This is a genomic window from Bacillus sp. 5mfcol3.1 (assembly GCF_900114335.1).
Classification (GTDB): domain Bacteria; phylum Bacillota; class Bacilli; order Bacillales; family Bacillaceae_G; genus Bacillus_A; species Bacillus_A thuringiensis_S.
In genome coordinates, this window is record NZ_FOST01000001.1 from 310,319 (window position 1) to 334,408 (window position 24,090).

The following is a 24,090-nucleotide window of genomic DNA, read 5'->3' on the forward strand; positions in this document are numbered from 1 at the left end:
TTTGTGTTGTTCATTTAAACATAAAGATTTTCGTTCTTGAGCGAACATTTAAAATGAATCCAATCGCAATCATGTATGTAAGCAGTGAACTTCCTCCGTAACTCATAAGAGGTAATGTTATCCCTGTAATGGGAAGTAATCCGATTGTCATCCCGATATTTTGGAATACTTGGAAAGTAAACATTCCGATTGTACCAGCGCAAATGTAACTACCGAAGGGGTCATTACTTTCTAAAGCAATATGAATCATTCGAAAAATGAGTAAGAAAAAAAGAGAAATAATGACACTTGCGCCTAGAAATCCAAATTGTTCAGCGACATTAGTGAAAATAAAATCTGTATGTGGTTCTGGAAAATATACTTGTCCATTTTCCCACCCTTTTCCTTGCATTTCTCCGGATCCAGTCGCTAAGAATGCTTGTCTTAATTGATAGCCTTGTGCATCATATTTGTAAGGTGCTAACCATCCGTAGAAGCGATTTAATTGATATTCTTTTAAAATGTGTGCTTTAAAGAAATCTGTGTGAGTAAAAAAAATATATATTAATGTAGATCCAGCAACGAAAGTACCTGAAACTAATCCGAAAATAAAACGCCATCGTATGCCAGAAACTAGTATCATTGCTGCAAGCATCGCTGAAATGACCATTGTGTTTCCTAAATCTGGTTCTTTTGCAATAAGTAGTAGTGGTGGCAAGCTTGTCGCAAATATTTTTCCAAGTAATAAAAAATCATCACGCATTGTTCGGGGAAAATATTTCTCATTATGATTTGCTATAATTCTTCCAATGACGATAATTAAAAACAATTTCATAATTTCAGAAGGCTGAAAATTCCCGATGCCTGGGAGCCTGTACCAAGCGGTAGCGCCTTTAATTGTAACGGCACCTGGTACTTGAAGTTCTAGTCCAATAAGTAGTACCATTGCAAAGCTATACAAATACCAAGCAATTTTTTGATAACGATCGAAATCGATAATCATAATAACACCAATGGCTATAAATCCAATGAAATACCATTGGATTTGCTTTAGTACAAAATTGACGTTTTGTAAAAATGGCGGTAAAGAGGCTTGCGCACTTGCAATAGCACAACAACTAACAATCCCAATGGCAAATAAAATAAATAGTAATACGTAGTCTATTTGATATTGAGAATTTGGATCTTTCAATGTAGGTATTCCTTTCTAATGCTCTTTATAGTAATGGATTTTATAGTATGAGAAAGAATGTATGAACTATACGAATGATTCGCATATAGCCCATACACTTTTAATTTTGCAGAGTAATTTAATTGTTTAACTCTTTAATAATTATATCCAAACAATGGGAAAGACGTACATGTGCGTCAGGAAAAATATCTAGTTGATGAAGATAGTATTTTAAGGAACTTTTACACCATTGGTAAGCACTAAGTAGAGCTGCTCTATAGTCCGTAGTATTTTGTAAAAAGCCATATTCTTTTGCTGTTATAACGAGGTGTGTGAAATCTTCACAACCTTGAAGGAGCTTATTGTGTATTTGTTGTCCAGCATGGTAGCGAAATTGACTTAAAGGCTCAGAAATGTATATTGCATTTCCTTTAGAAAGTAAAGAAATCCATGAGGCCATATCAACACTACAAGAATATTGTCGCTCTTTAAGAGTACCAAAAGGATCAGTGAGCAATTCTTTTCGGAACAAAGTAGTTGTAGGCTCACCGATAATATTGTGCCCGCCCTTTAACATCCAATTACCTAAAAATATCCCGTTTAATGGAGTGTCTTCACTATATAACCTTTGTGTTGGATGGGAATCACCTATTAGATTTCCATGATCATCAATACGTACTCGATAAGAAGTAACAAGAGCAAGATTTTTATTGGGATCTTGCTCAAAATAGGTCATCATTTTTTGTATTTTATGCTTATAAAACACGTCATCGTCCATTAAAAAATTTATATACTCACCATTTGATTTTTCTATGAGCATAAGGTCATTGTGAAATTGTCCTAGAGTAGGGATATTTCGAATGTATGTTATATTTTTATAATTTGGTAAGTATTGTTCGCGTATTAAAGTTGCTGTTTCATCATTTGTACTATCATCTCCGATAATGATTTCAATATTTGAATAAGTTTGTGCCAATGCACTTTCTAGAGCAATTTTAAAATAATGAGGCCGATTATAAGTGGGAATAAGGATGGAAACGAGAGGTAGATTTTTTTCATTCATCATACATAACTTCCTTTCAGAAGTTTTTTTTTGTAAGAACAATATCTTGGTAACTTGTATATTCATGTCTGCCGCACCATAAACCGTAATGCGGCTTATTGATTATTTCTAGGCCGTACTTATTCAATAGATTGCAAATATCTGTCTCAGGATAAGCAACTGCAAAATTTGGAATATCTTTATTCACAACGTAGCAATTTTCAATTCGATGATAAAAACCTAATGTACTTTGTCCTGCATTTAAATAATAGGACGATTCAGGATTTATTAGAAAGAATGTAATGAAACATCTCCCGTCTTTTTTTAATACACGTACAATTTCAGATACGTAATGTTCTAATTCTTTTGGGAGAAGATGTGTAAATACAGAAGTTAAAAAGATAAAATCGAATGTCCCATCTTCATAGGGAAAACGATATTGAGAGGCATCTTCTGTTCCTTCTGGATTATAGAATTGATTGTATATGTCAACATGTTCAAAGTGAAAATTATTACGCATAGTTGAAATGTTATTTTGACACCAAATAATTCCATCTTTAAACAAATCAAATCCATAATACGCTCCATCATCATTTAAGTAATTCAATAATGGTACAGCCATTCGGCCGACGCCGCAGCCTACATCTAATACTTTTTCATTTGATTTTAAAGCGCCAATTTGAATAAAATGCTTTAGGAACTCTTTTCCAACTTTTTTGAAGTCGCCACCTACATACTGGACGAGTTCAGGAGGGGGGAGTAAAGTCATTTCTTTGTTAAGTTCGCTCATGAGTATACCCCTTTCTTGTATGAGAAGATGCAGTAAATCTATTAATAAAATTTTCAATTTGTAGTGAGAGAACACAGGAAAACCATTGTTATATGTAAGGAGATTCCGAAAAAGAATACTTAATTGGATTAGAAGTGAGAGAAGGATGAGTAGAAATGGAATCTCCTATAGATTAAATCTTTTTTTATTCTTTTCTCCAATAAACGCCAAATACATCAATTTTAGTAATAGGGGCTTTTAAATTCCGTTGATTTCTAAAGTCTGTCACAGCCTCAGCGCATGGCGGTAGCCCGTAGTCATCGATAATTATATAGCCACCTTTAGAAACTTTATCATATAAGTTCACGAGACCATCCATTGTAGATTCGTACATATCACCATCAAGCCGTGCAATTGCTATTTTTTCAATTGGTGCTGTTGGTAAAGTATCTTTAAACCAGCCTTTTAAAAATTTCACTTGATCATTTAGTAAATCATATTTTTTGAAATTCTCTTGTACTTGTTCTAAAGAGACGCGTAAGTAATCGAATGTGTGTAAATAATCACCGTAATCTTTTGGATATTGTTCTAGATTCGGTGCTGGCAAACCTTCAAATGAATCTGCGACCCACACATTACGATTCGTAATGTTGTTTGCTTGTAAAAAACCATTCATAAAAATGCATGATCCTCCGCGCCATACACCTGTTTCAATAAAATCTCCTTCTATATTTTCACGAACAACGGTTTCCATTGCCTCTTGTAATTGGTTCATACGTTCTCGACCAATCATGCTATGTGCTGCTCTTGGCCAATCCATTCCATCATGACGTTCACTTTTTGAAACATTTGGTTTTACAATTTTTAAGTTATGGTTTTCAGCATATTGCTTAATGAATAAAGGGAGGGGGACTGTAACTGGTTCGAATTCTAGTTCTTTCGAAATATGTAGAGATGCGGGTAAGTATGCCTCATATTCCAACCATATTTCAAATAAAATTGTCTTCTTTAGCAATTCGAGATAAAGCTGAACCGCAGATTTACTTTCCATATTTGTGCCTCCTGCAAAATGTCATACAACAATATGATTATGTAGATAGCGAATGTTTCATGATTGAATTTAAAATTGAAAAAGCAGTAAAACTGATAACAGTTTTACTGCTAAGTAAAAAATTAAGCAACTTTTTCAATAATAATAGATGCATTTGTACCAAGAGCTAATGATAGCCCAAGTCCTGTAACGATTACTTCAACTAATGATGGAGTTGTCGTAATTTGCGTAATTGCTTGAACAACGATAGGTGCTCCAACTGAGATTAAAGTAGCCCCAGTACCTGGTACAGATACCCCATTTACTTGGATTGTAAGCCCCCCTAATACACTTATTGCCGCAGTATATACGATAACAGTGATTTTATAGAATCCAGTTTCAGCAATAACGAAAGTATCAGCATCTAATTGAGAAATTGCTGTACCAAACTGAGATCCAACAGTATTAAATGGTACTGGAGCATTAAGTCCAAGATCTAAAGAAATTCCAGCGGAGTTAAATGCATACAATCCTGCTGGAAGTCCTAGTCCGGATGGGCCAGTCGGTCCAGTCGGTCCAGTAGCCCCAGTAGGCCCCGTAGGTCCAGTAGCTCCAGTGTCACCAGTAGGCCCCGTAGGTCCAGTAGCCCCAGTGACACCAGTAGGCCCCGTAGGTCCAGTAGACCCAGTGACACCAGTAGGCCCCGTAGGTCCAGTAGTCCCAGTGACACCAGTAGGCCCCGTAGGTCCAGTAGCCCCAGTGTCACCAGTAGGCCCCGTAGGTCCAGTCGGTCCAGTCGGCCCGGTTGGCCCAGTCGGAAGGGTAAACGGTGGTATCGGTGGTAATGTAGGTCCTACAAGATTAGGGTCAAATGCACTAGCTGATAAAGATTCATCGGGATTTAATCCATTTGAATAATTATTATTTGACATAAATTCACCTCCATAAAGCGTTCATTATATAGTAGATGCAAAACCGAAAGAAAATGACACGGACATTTGAATTATTGAAAAGAAATCTTAAACTACTTGAACAATTTAAAAAAATGGAAAGTTTAGTATATGTATAACATATGATTGATTTGGAAGAGGGTGATTATGTTGAACAAGCAAGGAATTACAATTAGTTTATGTATGATTGTTCGAGATGAGGAGGAGACAATAGCCCGTTGTTTAGAAACAGTTGAAAAAATTGTGGATGAAATTATAGTAGTTGATACAGGTTCCGTCGATCGAACGAAAGAAATCGTAGAGAAATACACTTCTAACATATATGATTTCCAGTGGATTGATGATTTTGCAGCAGCAAGAAATTTTTCTTTTTCAAAAGCGACGCAAGAGTATATATTGTGGCTAGATGCAGATGACGTATTATTAGAAGATGCTCAAGAAGCATTGAAACTTTTAAAAAGAGAATTAGATCCTAAAATTGATGCTGTTTCGATGCCTTATCACCTTGCAATGGATTCTAACGGGAAACCTTTATATTGTACAAAAAGAAATCGACTTGTAAAGCGTGAAAAACAATTTCAATGGTTTGGAAAGGTTCATGAGTATTTGGCTATTTCTGGTGAGGTTTTTAGTAGTAATGTTGCTATTACACATAAAAAAGAAAAAAAAGTAACAGATCGTAATTTGAAAATTTTTCAAAATACTGTAGCTGCAGGTGAAGAATTGAGTCCGAGAGATTTATTTTATTACGCAAATGAATCTACGGATAACCAAAAATATGATGATGCAGTTCTTCTATATGAAACATTTCTTAATCAAGACGAAGGATGGTATGAAGAAAAAATTTATGCATGTGGTAAGCTAGGAGATTGCTATGCGAAGCTCGGAATGTGGGAGAAGGCAATCGAATCTTGTGTGAAGTCGTTTCGGTATGACGTCCCTAGAGGAGAGAATTGTACAAGAATAGGATATATATATATGGAACAAGAAAAATATAATGAAGCGATATTTTGGTTTAAACTTGCAACGGAAGTACCGATGGCAACGGAAAGTCCTTTCCATAGTCCAGCTAGCTACACATGGCTACCCTATTTACAAATGTGTATTTGTTATAGCAGGTTAGGAGAGCAGGATAAAGCGTATTATTACAATGAATTAGCAGCTTCTTATGTTCCGAATAATGCTGCAATTGAATATAACCGTAAATATTTTCGGGGGGTTTTTGATAAACCGTATAAAGTGTAATAGGTTTCGTTTCTTAGAAATGATGTATCTTTATTCTAACTCTAATAGATTGGTTATATATTAGAGTATCGGTAACGTAACCAATATAGATAAAAGATTTTATACTGCTATTTGTGGGCTAATAATCAGTGGAGGATGAACAAAATCTGCACTTTATAGAATTCATATGAGATTTATATTTCTAATTCAATTTGCATAAGGAGTGTGTGAAATGAATCGCGAAAAAAGTTCTTTATATGAAGAAAAATCCGAGCATTATTATAATGCAGCGAATCCGAATTTATTAAAGCATATAAAAAAGGAATGGAAAGAAGTTCTTGATATTGGTTGCTCGAGCGGTGCATTGGGAGCGGCTATTAAAGAAAATGGTACACGTGTATCAGGAATTGAGGCATTTCCAGAGGCGGCAGAAAAAGCGAAAGAAAGACTAGATCATGTTATTTTAGGGGATATAGAAAAAATAGATCTTCCTTATGAGGAGGGGCAATTTGATTGCGTCATATTTGGGGATGTATTAGAGCATTTATTTGATCCGTGGGCTGTAATAGAAAAAGTAAAGCCATATATAAAGCAAAATGGTGTGATTTTAGCAAGTATACCAAACGTTGCTCATATTTCAGTATTAGCTCCCTTACTTGCTGGAAATTGGACGTATACAGAATATGGTTTATTAGATAAAACACATATTCGTTTCTTTACATTCAATGAAATGCTAAGAATGTTTTTAAAAGCAGGATATTCAATTAGTAAAGTAGATCGTGTATATGTTGATCATAAAATGTATGAACCACTTATTGAGGAGTTATATGGAATTTGTAAAAAATATCGTCTTGGAAGTGGCTTCATGGCTGAGACAGTTGTATTTCAGTATATTATTGAAGCTGAAAAATCACAATTATGAGTGCTGCAGACAAAACAATATTATTTGTTACATGTATAAATGATCGGAAATTGTATGCAAACTGCGTGCGACATATATTGCAATTGTTAGTACCGCCAGGATATATTGTCCAATTTATGCCGATTCGAAATGCGAAAAGTATGACGAGTGGATACAATCAAGCCATTTCGCATCCTGCGAAGTATAAAGTTTATTTACATCAAGATGTTTTTATTATAAATAGGGCTTTTTTATACGGATTACTTCAATTATTTGAGGAACATGAACACCTTGGGATGATTGGGATGGTTGGAGCGCAATATGTTCCTCCGACTGGTGTATGGAACGAAGGGCGTGGAATTGTAGGGAAGGTCATTGGTTATATGAATGATTTGTTTTATATGGCAAGTTTAGAACAACCGTATCATGAATCAAAAACATTTATTCCTGTAGAATGTATTGATGGTTTATTAATGGCGACACAATATGATGTTCCGTGGCGAGAAGACTTATTTGACGGATTTGATTTTTATGATGTATCTCAATCGTTTGAATTTAAAAAAGCAGGATATACAGTTGGTGTACCTGTACAGCGCGATGCTTGGTGTATCCATTATCATTTTGATGTGAATATGACGAACTATGAAAAGTATCGAAAAATATTTGTGGAACACTATATGTCAGATGTAAATAAGGAAGAATAAAAGGGGGGACAAAAATGAAAGATCATACAATATTAGTCGTTGTTTGTGTAAATAATGAGGAGCTTTTCAAACAATGTGAGAGCCAAATAAGAAATATTTTTGTTCCCCCTGGTTATGTCGTACAAATTTTTCCGATACGAGATGCACAAAGTATGGCGAGTGCATACAACCGAGCCCTTTCATATCCAGCGAAATACAAAGTGTATATACATCAAGATACATATCTTATTAATCGAGACATGTTTTCTACACTTATATCTCTTTTTAAAGAAAATGAAAAGCTTGGTTTAATAGGAGTCGCTGGAGCTCAGTTTTTACCGAATAACGGGATATGGTGGGAAGGAAAAAATTTAGTAGGGAAAGTGATTGAGTATAGAAGACAGAATTATCAATTATTAAATTTAGATCAGGTTTTTTATGGTAATCAACCATTTTTGTCAGTTCAGGCAATTGATGGTTTATTCATGGCAACGCAGTATGATATTCCGTGGCGAGAAGATTTGTTTCAAGGGTTTCACTTTTATGATATATCACAGTCTTTAGAGTTTCAAAGGGCTGGTTATTTAATCGGTATCCCAAATCAAGCAAATTTATGGTGTATTCATTACAACGGGGATGAGTTTGATGCGGATACATATGAGAAGTACCGGAAAGTGTTTGTAGAACATTACAAAGATATATTATCTCCATCATAAAGGAGAGATGCAAAGTGAAAGGAATTATTTTAGCAGGTGGTACTGGATCGAGATTATATCCAATAACGAAAGTAACGAATAAACATTTACTTCCTGTTGGTCGGTATCCGATGATTTATCATGCGGTATATAAGCTAAAACAATGTGATATTACAGATATTATGATTATTACAGGTAAAGAGCATATGGGGGATGTTGTTAGCTTTTTAGGAAGTGGTCATGAATTTGGAGTGTCCTTTACGTATCGTGTGCAAGATAAAGCAGGCGGTATTGCACAGGCGTTAGGGCTTTGTGAAGATTTCGTCGGGAATGATCGTATGGTAGTTATATTAGGGGATAATATTTTTTCAGATGATATTCTTCCGTATGTTGAAGAGTTTGCAAATCAAAAAGAAGGTGCGAAAGTGCTATTGCAATCTGTAGAAGATCCCGAAAGATTTGGCGTAGCACATATTCAAAACCGAAAAATAGTTGAAATTGAAGAAAAGCCGAAAGAGCCGAAAAGTTCTTATGCGGTTACGGGAATTTATTTGTATGATTCGAAAGTCTTTTCTTATATTAAAGAATTAAAACCTTCTGCACGGGGAGAACTTGAAATTACAGATATAAATAATTGGTATTTAAAACGAGGGGTACTTACTTATAATGAAATGAGCGGCTGGTGGACTGATGCGGGAACTCATGCTTCGCTTCAAAAGGCGAATACGTTAGCACGGGGTATTAATTTTGGGAAACAGTTTAACGGAGAATAGGTGAGAATATGAAAGTTGTAGAAACAAATTTTACCGATGCAAAATTGTTAGAACCGAGGTTATTTGGAGACGAGCGTGGTTTTTTTTCAGAGAGTTATAATAAGCAGGTGCTAGAAACATTAGGGATTACGTATTCATTTGTACAGGATAACGTATCTTATTCGGCTAAGGCTGGAACGATTCGAGGACTACACTTTCAAAAAAAACCGAAAGCACAAACGAAACTCATTCAAGTTATGCAAGGGGCAATTTATGATGTTATCGTTGATTTACGAAAAAAATCACCAACATTTAAACAATGGAAAGGGTATATTTTAAGTGCAGATAACCATCGGCAATTACTAGTGCCAAGAGGGTTTGCACATGGATTTTGCACGCTTGTCCCGCATACTATCGTTATGTATAAAGTAGATGAATATTATAGCGCAGAGCATGACTCTGGATTACTTTGGGAAGATAAAGATCTAGCAATTCCTTGGCCAGTAACCGATCCTATATTGTCCGATAAGGATCAGATATTACCATTATTAGAGGAATATGAAGATAGTTTTTAAGTAGGAGCGTTGTTTATGAATATATTAGTAACAGGTGGGGCTGGATTTATTGGAAGTAATTTCGTTCATTACATGCTACAAAGTTATGAATCATATAAAATTATTAATTACGATGCATTAACATATAGCGGGAATTTAAATAATGTAAAATCTCTTCAGAATCACCCGAATTACTTTTTTGTAAAGGGAGAAATTCAAAATGGAGAGCTATTAGAACACGTTATAAAAGAGCGGGACGTACAAGTGATTGTAAATTTTGCAGCTGAATCACATGTGGACCGTAGTATTGAAAATCCGATTCCTTTTTATGATACAAATGTAATTGGGACGGTCACTTTATTAGAACTAGTTAAAAAATATTCGCATATAAAATTTGTGCAAGTATCAACGGATGAAGTGTATGGCTCTTTAGGAAAAACAGGGAAGTTCACAGAGAAAACGCCGTTAGCTCCAAATAGTCCATATTCTTCAAGTAAGGCGAGCGCGGACATGATAGCTCTATCTTACTATAAAACATATCAATTACCGGTTATAGTAACGCGTTGTTCTAACAATTATGGACCGTACCAGTATCCTGAAAAATTAATTCCATTAATGGTTACGAATGCACTAGAAGGAAAAAAACTACCGTTATATGGTGATGGTTTAAATGTAAGAGATTGGTTACATGTAACGGATCATTGCAGTGCGATTGACGTTGTTTTGCATAAGGGACGTGTAGGAGAAGTATATAATATAGGTGGAAATAATGAAAAAACAAATGTAGAAGTTGTGGAACAAATTATTACTCTTTTAGGAAAAACAAAAAAAGACATTGAATATGTTACAGATCGTTTAGGGCACGATCGTCGTTATGCGATTGATGCAGAGAAAATGAAGAATGAATTTGATTGGGAACCGAAATATACGTTTGAACAAGGATTACAAGAGACGGTGAAATGGTATGAAAAGAATAAGGAATGGTGGAAACCACTAAAAGACCAGTAAGGGGCATGTTACATGAAAGAGAGGGTTATCATAACAGGAGCAAACGGTCAATTAGGAAAGCAACTATTTGAAGAGTTAAACTCTGAAGAATATGATATATATCCATTTGATAAAAAGTTATTAGATGTGACAAATATATCCCGAATACAACAAGTGGTACAAGAAATAAAACCACATATAATTATTCATTGTGCTGCCTATACGAAAGTAGATCATGCGGAGAAAGAACAGGATCTTGCATATAGAATAAATGCAATCGGAGCTAGAAATGTAGCGGTTGCTTCACAATTAGTAGGGGCGAAGCTAGTTTATATTAGTACTGATTATGTATTTCAAGGCGCTAGACCAGATGGATACGACGAATTTCATAGTCCAGCGCCGATAAATATATATGGAGCCTCTAAGTATGCGGGGGAGCAGTTCGTCAAAGAGTTACATAATAAATATTTTATCGTTCGCACATCGTGGCTATATGGTAAATATGGAAATAATTTCGTGAAAACGATGATGCGATTAGGAAAAGAAAGAGATGAAATATCTGTTGTAGCGGATCAAGTTGGCTCGCCTACGTATGTGGCGGATTTAAATATGGTTATTAATAAGCTCATTCATACTTCTTTATACGGTACATACCACGTATCAAACAGAGGCTCATGCTCTTGGTTTGAATTTGCACAAAAGATATTTTCGTATGCAAATATGAAAGTGAATGTATTACCTGTTTCAACGGAAGAATTCGGGGCTGCAGCTGCGAGGCCCAAATATTCTATTTTTCAACACAACATGCTACGATTAAATGGTTTTTCACAAATGCCTTCTTGGGAAGAAGGATTAGAGCGGTTTTTTATAGAAACCAAAAGTCATTAACAAATTTCTGTTAATGACTTTTTTGTTTGCCTTTAAGCGGTTTTATGGTACTATAATTATAGTATCAGGTACTAATAACAAGTATAAGTATTTCTGGGAGGATATATCATGGAACTATTACAAGGGAAAACATTTGTTGTTATGGGCGTTGCGAACCAAAGAAGTATTGCATGGGGAATTGCTCGCTCTTTGCATAATGCAGGTGCAAAATTAATATTCACATATGCAGGAGAACGTTTAGAAAGAAACGTTCGTGAATTAGCGGACACATTAGAAGGACAAGAATCACTTGTATTACCTTGTGATGTAACGAATGATGAGGAACTTACAGCTTGCTTTGAAACAATTAAACAAGAAGTAGGTACTATTCACGGTGTAGCACATTGTATTGCTTTTGCAAATCGCGATGACTTAAAAGGTGAATTTGTAGATACTTCTCGCGATGGATTTTTACTTGCACAAAATATTAGTGCATTCTCTTTAACAGCTGTAGCAAGAGAAGCGAAGAAAGTAATGACAGAAGGCGGAAATATTTTAACGTTAACATACCTTGGCGGCGAGCGCGTTGTGAAAAATTATAACGTTATGGGTGTTGCGAAAGCTTCATTAGAAGCGAGCGTGAAATATTTAGCGAACGATTTAGGTCAACATGGTATTCGTGTCAACGCTATTTCTGCAGGACCAATTCGTACGTTGTCTGCAAAAGGTGTAGGCGATTTCAACTCAATCTTAAGAGAAATTGAGGAGCGCGCACCACTTCGTCGTACAACAACTCCAGAAGAAGTTGGCGATACAGCAGTATTCCTATTCAGTGATTTAGCACGTGGAGTAACAGGAGAAAACATTCACGTTGATTCAGGGTATCATATCCTAGGATAAATATAATATTAATTTTTAAAGGACAATCTCTAAATGCTGAGATTGTCCTTTTTATTTGTTCTGAGAAAGAACGATTTTTAACGAAAGTTCTTACCACGTGATGAATATAACTATAATAGTACACGATTTATTCAGCTACGTATGGAAGTGGGAGGGACGAGTGTGAAGAATAAAAATAAAAGTTCAACAGTTGGAAAACCGTTGTTATATATTGCGCAAGTAAGTTTAGAACTTGCTGCACCGAAAATAAAAAGGATTATCCTGACAAACTTTGAAAATGAAGATCAAAAAGAGCAAAGTGATAGACAAGAAAATATTGTAAGCGGTGCTGTGGAAGAGGTAACAGAACAAGAACAACAAGAACAACAAGAACAACAAGAAGAGCAGCAAGGGGAAGAAAAAATAGAAGAAGAAAAAGAAGAACACGCAGAACAAGAAGAACAAGAAGAGCAAGAAGAGCAAGAACAACAAGAACAACAAGAACCAGTAAGAACTGTCCCGTATAATAAATCATTTAAGGATATGAATAATGATGAAAAAATTCATTTTTTATTAAACCGCCCTCATTATATTCCGAAAGTAAGGTGCAGAATAAAAACAACTACAGTTTCTTATGTTGGATCGATCATATCGTATCGTAATGGCATTGTATCTATTATGCCGCAAAATAGTATGAGAGATATTAGGTTGTCTATAGATGATATCCAATCGATTAGTATGGCTGGCTTTTAAATATGTAAAGGTGGTAGAAAGCTTCTACCACCCCAATAGTTTTTTAGTTTACTTAACGATAGAAACGTCGCGTAAGCATTGAATTGCACAGAAACAGCTTAAATCAACAGTAATACAAGTAGTTGTAGATATTAATCTTGCATTTGGTACAGCTAAAAACGTACAAATTGGATCGTCACCAGGTGGTACCGGAGAACTGTCACCTAAAACTACAGTTAATACACGTAGTACAGCACAGCTATCGTCATCTACACTTTCCACACGGAAAATTGGAGATCGGCAGCTAGTAAGGCTTGCAGATGGTGCGAATGCTTCAAAAGGTTCTCCAGTTTTTGTGTATAAAATAAAAGGGCGTGTATTAGCTACTGATGCAGTATTGTGTGCACCTAAGAATGGGATTTCACAACCAGATCCACATGTTGTTGTAGAACAATCTTGTAATTCATTGATGAATTTTACAACGTCAACTACACAATGAGAAGAGCCATGGTGTTTATTTTCGTTACAACTCATTAATGTCACTCCTTATCTTCTTGTTTGTATTTACATTAATAAGATATTGGAGTCGAGGAGATTTGGTCACAATCTCAAGACCTTTTTTTTTAAATAGGCGAAAGAGGATAAGGGAAGGTGGAATTATGCTGTTTACAAGCTGGCTTTTATTTTTTATTTTTGCGTTAGCTGCTTTTAGGCTCACTCGTTTAATTGTATATGATAAAATAACAGCCTTTTTGCGAAGACCATTTATTGATGAATTAGAGATTACGGAGCCGGATGGAAGTGTATCAACATTTACAAAAGTAAAAGGTAAAGGATTAAGAAAGTGGATTGGTGAATTGTTAAGCTGTTATTGGTGTACAGGTGTATGGGTTAGTGCTTTTTTATTAGTTTTATATAATTGGATTCCTATCATTGCGGAGCCGTTACTTGCATTATTAGCCATTGCAGGTGCAGCAGCAATCATTGAAACAGTTACAGGATATTTTATGGGAGAATAATATTTTTTCATAATAAGAGAAAAAGCGGAGTTTAAAAGAATCAGGGAACGGAAATAAAGAGTTGTTCATATAGTAAATAGACAGAATTGACAGTAGAGGAGATGTTTGCTGTGAGCAATAATCCAAGGCAAAATTCATATGACCTGCAGCAGTGGTATCATATACAGCAACAACACCAAGCACAACAACAGGCATATCAAGAACAATTACAACAACAAGGATTTGTGAAGAAAAAGGGATGCAATTGTGGGAAAAAGAAGAACGCAATAAAACAATATGAAGAATGAAACACTCATGCTACTGTGAGTGTTTTTTATTATATAAAAAGCGGTATTTCTGTATTAGAAATACCGCTTTTTACTAACTAATTTGTGCAACTGTTAATGCTGCTGCGCGGATGTCTACAGTTCCAATTAACTGAACTGGCACAATTTGAATTAAGTCACCAGGATTTAAGTTAATAAGAATAACACCACTGGATACATCTACTTCACCAGTACCAATAACGTTAGAACGAACTGCTGTACCTGATCCAGGAATAATGTTAGCTGGCGTATTTAATGATAAGAAGAAACGACCAGCTTCTGGTGCAACAGGTGAGTTATCAAGACTAATTGTTAATGTATAACTGATTTGATAAATACCAGCTCGTAGAATTCGAATGCCATCTCCGACACTTACTGTATCGTTGATTACAGGAACAGTAATATTTGGATTTGGACTTACGCTAGGTAATAATAGTGGTGTAAATAGTGAAGCAAACTGAGGTGCAGAAGCATTGAAAGCAAAACCAAAGGCAGGTAGTGTACTAGCTGGCTTCGCCTCACAATCGATTTTAGTAAATTCGCAATCAGAAGAGAACATGTTTTTCACTCCTTTATCTGTTTCTACTTTCAGTTAATGAAAAGGACAGGTTCTATGTTCTAGACAAGTTCCCAATTTTAAGAAATTTACATAAGAATACTCTTTAAGCATGGATTGGGTGGCAGAATTATCTGCCACCCAATCCATGCTTAACTCATTATTTAGTTTTAAATAGAAACATCGCGTAAGCATTGAATAGCGCAGAAGCAACTTAAATCAACAGTAATGCAAGTGGAGGTTGATATTAGTCTTGCATTTGGTACAGCTAAAAACGTACAGATTGGGTCGTCACCAGGTGGTACAGCGGTACCATCACCTAAAACTACAGTTAATACACGCAATACAGCACAGTCATCATCATCTATACTTTCTACGCGGAAAATAGGAGATCGGCAACTAGTAAGGCTTGAAGATGGTGCGAATGCTTCAAAAGGTTCTCCAGTTTTTGTGTATAAAATAAAAGGACGTGTATTAGCTACTGATGCATTGTTATGTGCACCTAAAAATGGAACTTCGCAACCAGATCCACATGTTGTCGTTGCACATTCTTGTAGTTCATGTATAAAACGAACAACATTCGATACACAGTTGAAATCACACTCATGTTGATGATCTTCATTACAATTGCAGCTCATTATGTTCACTCCTTCTCGTGAGTTCTGACATACACTATTACAATATGAGTGGGATATGGTTGATATTACGTTAATTCTTATGATAAAAACAAGGAATTTATATAGGAGGGATGTACATAACGCATTATAAAAAAAGACATCCTTATTTAGTGGATGTCTTTTCAGGTAAATCTTTTCGCACAGTATATAAAAAACGAGATATATCTAATTTCTTTCCTCTGAAAAATTGCGGAGAAGAAATGTAAAGTTCTTCTTTCGCACGTGTAATGGCGACATAAAGTAATCGGCGTTCTTCTTCTAATGCTTCAGAAGTTTCCGTAACACGATCATTTGCATCTTTTAAAGAAGAAGTATGCGGCAGGATCCCATCACTCGCTCCAAGTAAAAAGACACATGGAAATTCAAGGCCTTTTGCGTTATGAATTGACATAAGTGAAACGGCATCTTTTTGCGGCATTGTTTTTAATGCTTCCATTTCTTTTTGACCTTGAATTGCTTCGTCAATAAATTGTAAATAAGCTGGAATATCGGTGAAACGAGTTGCAGACTCCATTAATTCTTCCAACATTTCTTCTTGTATGTCTTTATGCATCGTAAAGGAAGAACGATCGTTACTTTGTAAGTACTCTAAATATTTTCCTTTACCATGAATGATTTCTTTTAATGCTTTTTTCGGTTCTAATTCTTTAATAAATTTAATAAAATCAATACGCTCATTTACTTTTTTCACTTGAAAAGGTTTTAAGCTCGGATTTAATAATAAGAAATGAAGAAGAGAAGGAAAACGGCCTTCACCATATTTCCATTGTTCACGCTCAATAAATGAAATACAATCATCACGTCCGATATACATCGTCGGCAATATGTTTGAAAGTGATTCTAGTCGAAACGGCTCAATCACGAGTCTTAAATGATCTAATACAGGCTTAATTAAAGAATGTTCATAAAATGATTGGCTCGCCCCGTGTTTAATAAACGGGATTTTATGAATGGTAAGCTGATCAAGTAACGAACGGCTTACAGAATGTGTGCGATACAGTAAACAAAAATCTTTATAGTTTCGTTCACCGCTATCCACTTTTTCTTGAATGAGCTGTAAAATTTGATTTGCTTCATCAAGAGTCGTAGCAGGTCTTGAATAAAAAGGTTGTACACCTTCCTCACGAACGGAGTATAGCTCTTTATCAAAACGTTCTTGATTTAATTTTATAACTTCATTTCCAAGCCCGACGATAAAGGGATTGGATCGATAATTCGTATTTAGTGCAATGATTGTTGTGTTATCAAATTCTTTTGGAAAAGATAAAATAATTTGGTGACTTGCCCCTCGCCAGCCATAGATAGCTTGATCATCATCACCTGCGATGAACAAATTATTTCTTGGTGTGGCTAACAATTTTACAATTTCATATTGTGCATACGATGTATCTTGAAACTCATCTACTTCAATGTAGTGAAAACGTTGTTGTAATTGAGTTAGTAAAGGAGCATTATTTTCTAACATATAATATGTTTCCAATAAGATGTCATCGAAATCAATATAATTGTATCGTTGTTTTACTTCTTCAAAACGTTCATATACTTCTTTAAATTCTTGTTCCACTGGTGTTTTCGCTTTTACATCTTTCGGACGATTTAATTTGTTTTTCTCAAGTGAAATCATCGCGAGTATCGTTTCCGCATCATAATCGTCTTTTAAACGCAATTCTTTTAAGATTTTCTTTATCATAATTTGTTTATGTTTTTCATTTGCTAAAATTTGCTGATTATACCCTTGACTACGAAGCAATTTTAAGAAAACAGAGTGGAATGTACCAGCAACAACATAGCTACTTGCTGCATGATTCATACCCGGTAACTTCGCAACACGACTTCGTATTTCTTCAGCTGCTTTTTGTGTAAATGTAAGTAATAAAATATTTCGTGGATGAACTTGTTTTACATTTACTAAATAGCCAACGCGAGTTGTTAAAACAGATGTTTTCCCGCTTCCAGCACCAGCTAGTGTGAGAACAGGACCTTCTGTTGTGCGCACGGCTTCTAATTGTTTTTCGTTTAAAAAAACATTTTGTTGTTCGAGAGCGCGGAAATAAGCCGCATCTACATCTTCTTCCATAATTAAATGGGTAGATGTTTTCGGAATATGATATGTCGCACGCGGAATATCGGCGTGTGTTAACGATTTTTGTGAAAATTTTTCTTGTGTCATATGTTCACCTTCAAAACTATAGCATCAACATTTAACTTTAGCGGAAGAAAAAGAAAATAGCAATGTAAAAAACAGGAGGGGTCACCTCCTGCTTTCAAATTATAATTCTTTTATCATTACGACGTGCGGGATATTTGCTTCCATAAATACATCAGAACTCGTTACATAGCCAAGTTTTTTATAGAAATCTTCAGCATGTGTTTGAGCATGAAGTTTCAATTTTGGTAGCGAATTTTCTTTTGCATACGCTTCAAGCGCATCCATAACAATTTTTCCGATACCTTTTTTACGATGGGAACCTAGCACGCAAATGCGTTCCATTTTCCCTATACCATCAAGGGTGCGAAAACGTCCAGCACCAACTGGAACATCATTGTCATATATAACAACGTGTGTTGAAGTTTCTTCAAACTCATCGTACTCTTCTTCAGCAGAGACACGTTGTTCATTTACAAACACTTGTTTACGTACAGAGAATGCATCTCTTAGTTGTTCGTCCGTTTGTACAATCTGTGCGTGCAAATTAGTTGTTCCCCTTTCCAAGGTGGAATGTTTCGTGTACAGTCCATGTTCCATTTTCTAATTGATATAGAAGATGGAAACGATCAATTGGTTGTTCATAATAGAAATCTTTCATACGTAATCGACCCAATACATCAGCATGCTCTGCATCTGATAAGCCTTGTCCGATTGTTAAGTGAGGTACGAAAGCATATTCGCGTTCTTGTGTGAATAACCCGCCATGCATTTCTTCATTTAAGAAAGTAAGTTCAGGTGTTTTTTCTACTTTAAAATAAAGGACGTTATTAACAGGTGCGAATGAACCAACTTTCCCAACATGAAGGGTGAAAGGATTCGTTTTACCTGCGATTGTATGTAGCTCGTTTACAATCGATTCTAATTGTTCATCTTGCGTCTCAAAGGGTGTTTTCAATGTAATATGTGGCGGAACTAATGCGTAGTGCGGGTCATAACGCTTACGCAATCCGTTCGCTTTATCTTGAATCATTTTAGATGGAAAAATTACAATGCCTAATTTCATGTTCCAATTCCTCCCTTTGTAAGTCTAGTTAGATTTTGAGATAAATAAATCTCTTTATCTATTATATCAAATTATTCTGAATACTGCTCTCTATTATTTCATTGATAGAATATGAGAGAAGGCTTTCGGTAAATCAGTTTGCCAATATTTCCAAGTATGATTACCTTCAAACTCCTCGTAATGCGTAATGAAATTTCTATCTGTGAGAAGTGTATTTAACTCACGGTTTGGTTCTACGAAATCAGATACTTGTCCATCAGTACGCTTTACAGCCGTTTCTTCTGTACCAATGACGTGATACAGTTCTAATGCTTGTGGATCTTTGAAGTCTTTTGCTAAGTTCATCACTGTCTCATCCACAAATGGTGATTGCATAACGACTTTACCGAATGTATGCGGATACATAAGTGCAGTCATAAAGGAAACTGTTCCGCCAAGAGAATCACCAATTAAAACACGACCTTTTCCCATTTGGTACGTTGGATAATTTTCATCAATATATGGTGCAAGTTCATGAGCAAGGAAACGAATATATGCAGCATTTTTCACTTCACTTGGGAAATATTTTTCTTTACGATCCTGTACATTTTTATATGGAATACCGACAATAATTGTACGGTCAATTTCTTCAGTTTCACGAAGGCGCTCAATTACACGGTGCGCTTTACCAAGCTGAAAATAATCTCTACCATCTTGTGCAATTACGACTGTATGTTTGTGCAGTGGTGTGTAATTTACTGGCAAATAAACGAGAAGCGTAACGTCTTCTTGAAGTGATGCGCTATAAAATGAAATTTCTTCAATTCTCCCTATTGTTTGACTCATGTAGATCCCCCTAAATAAAAATTTACTGTAACCGATTGTAAGAGCGACGCTTGTAGTGAAAAAGGAAATAAATATTCACTAATTGGTGCCTTAATTTCTATTTTACCATAATGGTACGAAGAATCTAAAAAATTAGTATTTAAGTTACGAAAGAAAACGGATATAATGAAGTGGGATTTTTGACAGGTGAGAGGGGAGACAGGATTTGAAACAAGAAAAATCAATCGCACTACCATTGGCTATTTCTATAATTGCTATTTCCTTTGCAGCAGTTTTTGTAAAGATGTCCTCAGCACCATCTTCGATATTAAGTATGTACCGCTTATGGATTATCGTACTTATTATGCTGCCTATCGTATGGAAAAAAAGAGAGGAATTTAATAGGATTCAAATGAAAGATTGGGGCTTTTTAATTGGATCTGGTTTCTTTTTAGCACTTCATTTTCTTTTATGGTTTGAATCTTTAAAGCATACAACAGTTGCTAGTTCAACAATTATTTTGGCACTTCAACCGATCGTATCTTTAGTTGGAGGTTTTTTTCTGTTTAAAGAAAGAACAACATATTCAGCCATTGCAACGATGGGAATCGCTATTCTAGGCGTAATGTGCATTGGTTGGGGAGATTTAGGTTTAAGTAAGCAAGCAATTTATGGAGACATATTATCCTTTCTAAGTGTAATAGCAGTTGTCGGTTATTTATTTATCGGGCAAACGACAGTAAAGAAAGTATCACACTGGATTTATAGCTTTACAGTCTTTGCATTCGCAGGTCTTTTTATGGGGATTTATAATGTCATATTGCAAGTACCCTTTACAGGTTATACGAAGTGGGATTGGACCGTTTTTCTTTTACTTGCGGTTGTGCCGACAGTGTCACATGTAATTAATAACTGGCTATTAAATTATGTAAATGCAACGACAATTTCAATGAGTATTTTAGGAGAACCTGTTGGAGCATCTATACTTGCGTTCTTCTTACTTGGAGAAAAATTAAATGCAATGCAAATTATCGGTAGCATGCTCGTATTGTTTGGTGTATCTGTTTTCTTACTGCAGCAACAAAAGCGAACAGCAAAAAATGTCGTAAACGAGCCGGTGTACACACAGGAATTATAGTGTTAGGGGAGAAAAGAGAAGTTGTGATACTTCTCTTTTTGTTTTATAGAAATACGGGCGTAGAAGGGGAAGGGAAATGGAGTTTCCATCAAAAAAAGATACATGGTTATATCCAATTTTTTTATTGTTTTGGGTGCTTGTTTTGCACCAATTTTTGTAGGGAGAGAATATTTTCTTTTGCTTTTTACAATTCCATTAGCAATGTTGTTTAGCTGGAGTTGTTTTTTGGCAAAATATATTGCCCGGGAAGAAATAATTACGATTAGATCGGGTCTCGTTACAAAACGTATTTTTATACGAGATATAAAACAAATTTCAAATACGAAAAATCCAATAGCAGCCCATGCATTATCATTTGACCGACTTGAAATTGTTTACGATACACATAAAACAGAAAGTATTTCTCCAAGAAATAAAGAACAATTTATTAATCTTGTAAAAAGTAAAAACTCAAATATTGAAATCAAGTAAAAGAGTGGCTACGAAGCCACTCTTTTACTTTGGATTTGTCATATAAGGTTGTACATGAATGACACATAGGTCACGGAATTTGCCTTCAGCAGTTGTGACAATTACGACTGCTCTACCTGCGCTTTTTCCAGTAATTGTAACGGTGTCGCCTTTTGGATATATGGTGATGATATCAGAATTCATATTTGACCAAATAAGCTCTTTATTCGTTGCTTGTATTGGCAAAATGGAAGCTGATAACACAATGTTTTGTCCCGTTTTTATTTTTAATTTATGTTTTTCCATATGAACACCGATGACTGAAATAACAGAAGGAGCAATTGAAATTTTAGGCGGGTTAGGTTGCATGTTTAAACAAGACGCAGAAGTATTTGTGATAGGTGAAAATTTTCGTGTTTGTTGTTGCTGGAAAGCTGCTAACATGTTGGAGTCCCCTTTCTGTATAAGTGCTGATACTCATACTATAAAGGAGTAGTGTTATGTTAAATTTAACGAAACATAAAGAATTTGTTAAATTTGATAAGAAGATTGTCGAACTGTAAAAATCTCTGCTGTTACGATAACAGCAGAGATTTTTTTATAAATTATGACGATGTTGTTTTTCGAAATCCTCAAATTGCTCTTCAACTTCTTTTGAAGGTTGTGTTAGTAAACTAACAATTACGATGGCTAGTAAACTAATAGCAAAACCTGGAATCATTTCATATAAGAAATCTTTTAAGAATTTGAATTGAGTCCATATAATAACAGTAGCGGCACCAGAAATCATACCAGCAAGCGCGCCCCATTTCGTCATACGTTTCCAATATAAGCTTAATAAAATAGCAGGTCCGAATGAAGAACCGAACCCAGCCCAAGCGTATCCAACAAGAGCTAAAATCGTATCATTTTGTTTAAGCGCTAATGCACATCCAATTAAAGCGATAACAAGAACAGCCATACGACCGACAAATACAAGTTCTTTATCAGAAGCATCACGCTTAAAGAATGTTCTATATAAGTCTTCTGTTACTGCACTCGAAGTAACGAGAAGTTGAGAAGAAATTGTACTCATAATAGCTGCTAAAATAGCTGCTAATAAAAATCCAGTAATAAGTGGATGGAATAAAATAGTGCCAAGTTCAACGAAAATCGTTTCTGGATCAGAAAGTTTTAAACCTGCTTTTGAATAGTATGCAATACCGATAAGGCCAGTAAACATAGCTCCAGCAACAGAGAAAATCATCCAGCTCATACCAATACGTCGTGCACTTTTAATTTCTTTTACAGAAGAAATCGCCATAAAGCGTACAATAATATGTGGTTGTCCAACATAACCAAGGCCCCATGCGAATAATGAAATAATTCCTAATACAGAAGTACCTTTAAAAATATCTAATAATGCCGGATCGATAGATTTAATTGTTTCAAATGCTGGACCAAGTCCATTTACGTGCATAATTGTTACGACTGGAACAAGAATAAGAGCGACTACCATAATGATTCCTTGCACGAAGTCTGTCCAACTTACAGCTAAAAATCCACCAAATAATGTGTAAGCTACGACAACTCCACCAACGATAAGAAGACCAACATGGTAATTGAGTCCAAATGAATTTTCGAATAATACAGCACCAGAGACAAATCCTGAAGCTACATAAAACGTGAAAAATATCATAATAACAAATCCAGATACTAAACGTAGCATATGGGATTTGTCGTGGAAACGGTGTTCCAAAAATTCTGGGATAGTAATAGAGTTATTTGCAATTTCAGAGTAGGTACGTAAGCGAGGAGCGACATAAAGCCAGTTTGCATATGCGCCTAATGTTAGGCCAATCGCAATCCAGCTACTACTTAATCCAACGCTAAACATTGCACCGGGTAAGCCCATTAAAAGCCAACCACTCATATCAGCTGCTCCAGCACTTAATGCTGTTACTGCGGGGCCTAGTGTACGCCCGCCAAGCATATAATCTGTTAAGTTGGATGTTTGCTTATAAGCGAAATAGCCGATAATTAGCATCCCAAGCATGTAAATAGAGATAGAAGTTAAAATTAACATCTGCGTACTCATGTAGTTCCCCTTTCTTTTGTCATGTCTTTTGATGCGTTATGCATATTTATCCCGCATGAACGGGCAGTAAAACTCCCACCTTAAAATTGGATGGGCAAGGAAGTTAGGTGGGAGATCAACTGCCCGTAAATGCCCGATTAGTTCAACTAATAATAAGTGGGGGATGAACAAAACCCCTACTGATTAAAGTTTCACTTTATAATCTATCATGATTATTCTGAAAAATCCATATAGAAATACGAATTTTCAGAAATGTAGGCGTTTTTTGATGTTATTTTACTTTTTTAATATATAATATTCATACAAAAAACCTTATTTTTAATAGAGTATTTATTATATTTACATAAAAAGAGGTTGTTTTGTCAATATAATATTGAAAGGAAAGAAAAATAAAATTTTTAAAAAAGTATTGACTTGTGAAAAAAGTCAGGTCTATAATGAGTGCAACTTAAAAAAATGCAAGCGTTGATGAAGAAGAGTACACATGATGAACATGTCAGAGAGCTGATGGTTGGTGCGAATCAGTATGGAATTGATGTGGAATGGGCTTCGGAGCTTCCAAACCGAAACGAAAGAAGTAGGCTTTGGCGACATGATCTCATCGATACAAGAGACACGTATTGTTTTTGATACGGTA

Annotated in this window: 27 protein-coding genes, 1 pseudogene and 1 other annotated feature (1 of these 29 running past the window's edge); of the genes and pseudogenes, 14 read left to right on the plus strand and 14 right to left on the minus strand. The window is 35.5% G+C overall.

The features are described from left to right. Nucleotides 1–10 precede the first annotated feature (10 nt). The 5 genes from BM089_RS01610 to BM089_RS01630 form a co-directional block, all read right to left on the minus strand. Nucleotides 11–1,171, minus strand: coding sequence for an FtsW/RodA/SpoVE family cell cycle protein (locus BM089_RS01610; RefSeq protein WP_000654698.1), 1,161 nt, complete (start codon nucleotides 1,169–1,171; stop codon nucleotides 11–13). A gap of 118 nt (nucleotides 1,172–1,289) precedes the next feature. Continuing rightward, nucleotides 1,290–2,216 carry a glycosyltransferase family 2 protein gene (locus BM089_RS01615; protein ID WP_065228475.1) on the minus strand — a complete coding sequence of 309 codons (927 nt, stop codon included), beginning with the start codon at nucleotides 2,214–2,216 and terminating at the stop codon, nucleotides 1,290–1,292. A 13-nt stretch (nucleotides 2,217–2,229) separates the two neighbouring features. Further along, nucleotides 2,230–2,982, minus strand: a complete 753-nt coding sequence (locus BM089_RS01620; RefSeq protein ID WP_065228468.1) for a class I SAM-dependent methyltransferase — start codon at nucleotides 2,980–2,982, stop codon at nucleotides 2,230–2,232. A 184-nt stretch (nucleotides 2,983–3,166) separates the two neighbouring features. After that, nucleotides 3,167–4,012 carry a TylF/MycF family methyltransferase gene (locus tag BM089_RS01625; RefSeq protein ID WP_000444386.1) on the minus strand — a complete coding sequence of 282 codons (846 nt, stop codon included), beginning with the start codon at nucleotides 4,010–4,012 and terminating at the stop codon, nucleotides 3,167–3,169. A 122-nt stretch (nucleotides 4,013–4,134) separates the two neighbouring features. Further along, on the minus strand, nucleotides 4,135–4,923 hold the full coding sequence (locus BM089_RS01630) for a BclA C-terminal domain-containing protein (protein WP_090975818.1): 789 nt from the start codon (nucleotides 4,921–4,923) through the stop codon (nucleotides 4,135–4,137). A gap of 165 nt (nucleotides 4,924–5,088) precedes the next feature. Here BM089_RS01630 and BM089_RS01635 point away from each other — a divergent pair, with 165 nt between their 5' ends. The 10 genes from BM089_RS01635 (at nucleotide 5,089) to BM089_RS01680 (ending at nucleotide 13,236) form a co-directional block, all read left to right on the plus strand. Next, the gene (locus tag BM089_RS01635; RefSeq protein WP_090975820.1) at nucleotides 5,089–6,186 is read left to right on the plus strand and encodes a glycosyltransferase; all 1,098 of its coding nucleotides are present in this window, start codon (nucleotides 5,089–5,091) and stop codon (nucleotides 6,184–6,186) included. Between the two features lie 211 nt (nucleotides 6,187–6,397). Next, nucleotides 6,398–7,087, plus strand: a complete 690-nt coding sequence (locus BM089_RS01640) for a class I SAM-dependent methyltransferase (RefSeq protein WP_001078430.1) — start codon at nucleotides 6,398–6,400, stop codon at nucleotides 7,085–7,087. After that, nucleotides 7,084–7,770 carry a glycosyltransferase family protein gene (locus tag BM089_RS01645; protein ID WP_001271183.1) on the plus strand — a complete coding sequence of 229 codons (687 nt, stop codon included), beginning with the start codon at nucleotides 7,084–7,086 and terminating at the stop codon, nucleotides 7,768–7,770. The genes BM089_RS01640 and BM089_RS01645 overlap by 4 nt, the downstream gene beginning before the upstream one ends. A 14-nt stretch (nucleotides 7,771–7,784) precedes the next feature. After that, nucleotides 7,785–8,465 (plus strand): glycosyltransferase family protein, encoded by a 681-nt coding sequence (locus BM089_RS01650; protein ID WP_000651522.1) that lies wholly within the window; start codon nucleotides 7,785–7,787, stop codon nucleotides 8,463–8,465. Nucleotides 8,466–8,479: 14 nt separating this feature from the next. Next, nucleotides 8,480–9,217: a sugar phosphate nucleotidyltransferase gene (locus BM089_RS01655; protein WP_053565006.1), complete on the plus strand. Its 738-nt coding sequence runs from the start codon at nucleotides 8,480–8,482 to the stop codon at nucleotides 9,215–9,217. 8 nt (nucleotides 9,218–9,225) lie between these two features. Beyond that, nucleotides 9,226–9,771 carry a dTDP-4-dehydrorhamnose 3,5-epimerase gene (rfbC, locus tag BM089_RS01660; RefSeq protein WP_090975822.1) on the plus strand — a complete coding sequence of 182 codons (546 nt, stop codon included), beginning with the start codon at nucleotides 9,226–9,228 and terminating at the stop codon, nucleotides 9,769–9,771. A 15-nt stretch (nucleotides 9,772–9,786) separates the two neighbouring features. After that, nucleotides 9,787–10,758, plus strand: coding sequence for a dTDP-glucose 4,6-dehydratase (rfbB, locus tag BM089_RS01665; protein WP_090975824.1), 972 nt, complete (start codon nucleotides 9,787–9,789; stop codon nucleotides 10,756–10,758). A 12-nt stretch (nucleotides 10,759–10,770) separates the two neighbouring features. After that, nucleotides 10,771–11,625, plus strand: coding sequence for a dTDP-4-dehydrorhamnose reductase (rfbD, locus tag BM089_RS01670; protein ID WP_000664659.1), 855 nt, complete (start codon nucleotides 10,771–10,773; stop codon nucleotides 11,623–11,625). A gap of 108 nt (nucleotides 11,626–11,733) precedes the next feature. After that, the gene (gene fabI, locus BM089_RS01675; protein WP_000421885.1) at nucleotides 11,734–12,504 is read left to right on the plus strand and encodes an enoyl-ACP reductase FabI; all 771 of its coding nucleotides are present in this window, start codon (nucleotides 11,734–11,736) and stop codon (nucleotides 12,502–12,504) included. Nucleotides 12,505–12,645: 141 nt separating this feature from the next. Then, complete coding sequence (locus BM089_RS01680) at nucleotides 12,646–13,236, plus strand: spore coat CotO family protein (protein WP_090975826.1); 591 nt, start codon at nucleotides 12,646–12,648, stop codon at nucleotides 13,234–13,236. 48 nt (nucleotides 13,237–13,284) lie between these two features. Here the strand turns inward: BM089_RS01680 and exsY are convergent, their stop codons facing one another. Continuing rightward, nucleotides 13,285–13,749 carry an exosporium assembly protein ExsY gene (gene exsY / locus BM089_RS01685; RefSeq protein WP_001277740.1) on the minus strand — a complete coding sequence of 155 codons (465 nt, stop codon included), beginning with the start codon at nucleotides 13,747–13,749 and terminating at the stop codon, nucleotides 13,285–13,287. A 125-nt stretch (nucleotides 13,750–13,874) separates the two neighbouring features. Here exsY and BM089_RS01690 point away from each other — a divergent pair, with 125 nt between their 5' ends. Together BM089_RS01690 and BM089_RS01695 are read left to right on the plus strand one after the other, a co-directional pair. Then, nucleotides 13,875–14,234, plus strand: coding sequence for a DUF1360 domain-containing protein (locus tag BM089_RS01690; protein WP_000899660.1), 360 nt, complete (start codon nucleotides 13,875–13,877; stop codon nucleotides 14,232–14,234). 101 nt (nucleotides 14,235–14,335) lie between these two features. Beyond that, nucleotides 14,336–14,521, plus strand: a complete 186-nt coding sequence (locus BM089_RS01695) for a hypothetical protein (protein WP_023521433.1) — start codon at nucleotides 14,336–14,338, stop codon at nucleotides 14,519–14,521. A gap of 73 nt (nucleotides 14,522–14,594) precedes the next feature. Here the strand turns inward: BM089_RS01695 and exsF are convergent, their stop codons facing one another. From exsF to BM089_RS01725, 6 genes are all read right to left on the minus strand, one after another. Continuing rightward, nucleotides 14,595–15,098 (minus strand): exosporium protein ExsF, encoded by a 504-nt coding sequence (gene exsF / locus BM089_RS01700; protein ID WP_000492939.1) that lies wholly within the window; start codon nucleotides 15,096–15,098, stop codon nucleotides 14,595–14,597. Nucleotides 15,099–15,265: 167 nt separating this feature from the next. Further along, the gene (gene cotY, locus BM089_RS01705; RefSeq protein WP_001277719.1) at nucleotides 15,266–15,733 is read right to left on the minus strand and encodes a spore coat protein CotY; all 468 of its coding nucleotides are present in this window, start codon (nucleotides 15,731–15,733) and stop codon (nucleotides 15,266–15,268) included. 142 nt (nucleotides 15,734–15,875) lie between these two features. Further along, entirely contained in the window at nucleotides 15,876–17,942 is a 2,067-nt protein-coding gene (locus BM089_RS01710; RefSeq protein WP_072939702.1) for an ATP-dependent helicase, read from the minus strand. A 99-nt stretch (nucleotides 17,943–18,041) separates the two neighbouring features. Further along, nucleotides 18,042–18,464, minus strand: coding sequence for a GNAT family N-acetyltransferase (locus tag BM089_RS01715; RefSeq protein ID WP_000543305.1), 423 nt, complete (start codon nucleotides 18,462–18,464; stop codon nucleotides 18,042–18,044). A gap of 1 nt (nucleotide 18,465) precedes the next feature. Further along, complete coding sequence (locus tag BM089_RS01720) at nucleotides 18,466–18,984, minus strand: YjcG family protein (protein WP_000765871.1); 519 nt, start codon at nucleotides 18,982–18,984, stop codon at nucleotides 18,466–18,468. A 93-nt stretch (nucleotides 18,985–19,077) separates the two neighbouring features. Then, the gene (locus tag BM089_RS01725; RefSeq protein ID WP_000084015.1) at nucleotides 19,078–19,809 is read right to left on the minus strand and encodes an alpha/beta hydrolase; all 732 of its coding nucleotides are present in this window, start codon (nucleotides 19,807–19,809) and stop codon (nucleotides 19,078–19,080) included. Nucleotides 19,810–20,014: 205 nt separating this feature from the next. Between BM089_RS01725 and BM089_RS01730 the strand changes: the two genes are divergently transcribed. After that, complete coding sequence (locus tag BM089_RS01730) at nucleotides 20,015–20,926, plus strand: DMT family transporter (protein ID WP_000806939.1); 912 nt, start codon at nucleotides 20,015–20,017, stop codon at nucleotides 20,924–20,926. 76 nt (nucleotides 20,927–21,002) lie between these two features. Beyond that, nucleotides 21,003–21,397: pseudogene (locus BM089_RS01735) on the plus strand (PH domain-containing protein). 24 nt (nucleotides 21,398–21,421) lie between these two features. Here the strand turns inward: BM089_RS01735 and BM089_RS01740 are convergent. Together BM089_RS01740 and putP are read right to left on the minus strand one after the other, a co-directional pair. Continuing rightward, nucleotides 21,422–21,820: an Ig-like domain-containing protein gene (locus tag BM089_RS01740; protein ID WP_000878735.1), complete on the minus strand. Its 399-nt coding sequence runs from the start codon at nucleotides 21,818–21,820 to the stop codon at nucleotides 21,422–21,424. A gap of 154 nt (nucleotides 21,821–21,974) precedes the next feature. After that, nucleotides 21,975–23,453, minus strand: coding sequence for a sodium/proline symporter PutP (putP, locus tag BM089_RS01745; protein ID WP_090975828.1), 1,479 nt, complete (start codon nucleotides 23,451–23,453; stop codon nucleotides 21,975–21,977). 456 nt (nucleotides 23,454–23,909) lie between these two features. Continuing rightward, nucleotides 23,910–24,090, plus strand: a binding site (T-box leader) (it continues 57 nt past the right edge of the window).

Excerpts from the sequence above, each read along its gene's own strand:
- BM089_RS01615 (WP_065228475.1), bottom strand. The coding sequence starts at position 2,216 with ATGATGAATGAAAAAAATCTACCTCTCGTTTCCATCCTTATTCCCACT.
- BM089_RS01620 (WP_065228468.1), bottom strand. The coding sequence starts at position 2,982 with ATGAGCGAACTTAACAAAGAAATGACTTTACTCCCCCCTCCTGAACTC.
- BM089_RS01625 (WP_000444386.1), bottom strand. The coding sequence starts at position 4,012 with ATGGAAAGTAAATCTGCGGTTCAGCTTTATCTCGAATTGCTAAAGAAG.
- BM089_RS01630 (WP_090975818.1), bottom strand. The coding sequence starts at position 4,923 with ATGTCAAATAATAATTATTCAAATGGATTAAATCCCGATGAATCTTTA.
- BM089_RS01635 (WP_090975820.1), top strand. The coding sequence starts at position 5,089 with ATGTTGAACAAGCAAGGAATTACAATTAGTTTATGTATGATTGTTCGA.
- BM089_RS01640 (WP_001078430.1), top strand. The coding sequence starts at position 6,398 with ATGAATCGCGAAAAAAGTTCTTTATATGAAGAAAAATCCGAGCATTAT.
- BM089_RS01645 (WP_001271183.1), top strand. The coding sequence starts at position 7,084 with ATGAGTGCTGCAGACAAAACAATATTATTTGTTACATGTATAAATGAT.
- BM089_RS01650 (WP_000651522.1), top strand. The coding sequence starts at position 7,785 with ATGAAAGATCATACAATATTAGTCGTTGTTTGTGTAAATAATGAGGAG.
- rfbC (WP_090975822.1), top strand. The coding sequence starts at position 9,226 with ATGAAAGTTGTAGAAACAAATTTTACCGATGCAAAATTGTTAGAACCG.
- rfbB (WP_090975824.1), top strand. The coding sequence starts at position 9,787 with ATGAATATATTAGTAACAGGTGGGGCTGGATTTATTGGAAGTAATTTC.
- rfbD (WP_000664659.1), top strand. The coding sequence starts at position 10,771 with ATGAAAGAGAGGGTTATCATAACAGGAGCAAACGGTCAATTAGGAAAG.
- fabI (WP_000421885.1), top strand. The coding sequence starts at position 11,734 with ATGGAACTATTACAAGGGAAAACATTTGTTGTTATGGGCGTTGCGAAC.
- BM089_RS01680 (WP_090975826.1), top strand. The coding sequence starts at position 12,646 with ATGGAAGTGGGAGGGACGAGTGTGAAGAATAAAAATAAAAGTTCAACA.
- exsY (WP_001277740.1), bottom strand. The coding sequence starts at position 13,749 with ATGAGTTGTAACGAAAATAAACACCATGGCTCTTCTCATTGTGTAGTT.
- BM089_RS01690 (WP_000899660.1), top strand. The coding sequence starts at position 13,875 with ATGCTGTTTACAAGCTGGCTTTTATTTTTTATTTTTGCGTTAGCTGCT.
- BM089_RS01695 (WP_023521433.1), top strand. The coding sequence starts at position 14,336 with ATGTTTGCTGTGAGCAATAATCCAAGGCAAAATTCATATGACCTGCAG.
- exsF (WP_000492939.1), bottom strand. The coding sequence starts at position 15,098 with ATGTTCTCTTCTGATTGCGAATTTACTAAAATCGATTGTGAGGCGAAG.
- cotY (WP_001277719.1), bottom strand. The coding sequence starts at position 15,733 with ATGAGCTGCAATTGTAATGAAGATCATCAACATGAGTGTGATTTCAAC.
- BM089_RS01710 (WP_072939702.1), bottom strand. The coding sequence starts at position 17,942 with ATGACACAAGAAAAATTTTCACAAAAATCGTTAACACACGCCGATATT.
- BM089_RS01720 (WP_000765871.1), bottom strand. The coding sequence starts at position 18,984 with ATGAAATTAGGCATTGTAATTTTTCCATCTAAAATGATTCAAGATAAA.
- BM089_RS01725 (WP_000084015.1), bottom strand. The coding sequence starts at position 19,809 with ATGAGTCAAACAATAGGGAGAATTGAAGAAATTTCATTTTATAGCGCA.
- BM089_RS01740 (WP_000878735.1), bottom strand. The coding sequence starts at position 21,820 with ATGTTAGCAGCTTTCCAGCAACAACAAACACGAAAATTTTCACCTATC.
- putP (WP_090975828.1), bottom strand. The coding sequence starts at position 23,453 with ATGAGTACGCAGATGTTAATTTTAACTTCTATCTCTATTTACATGCTT.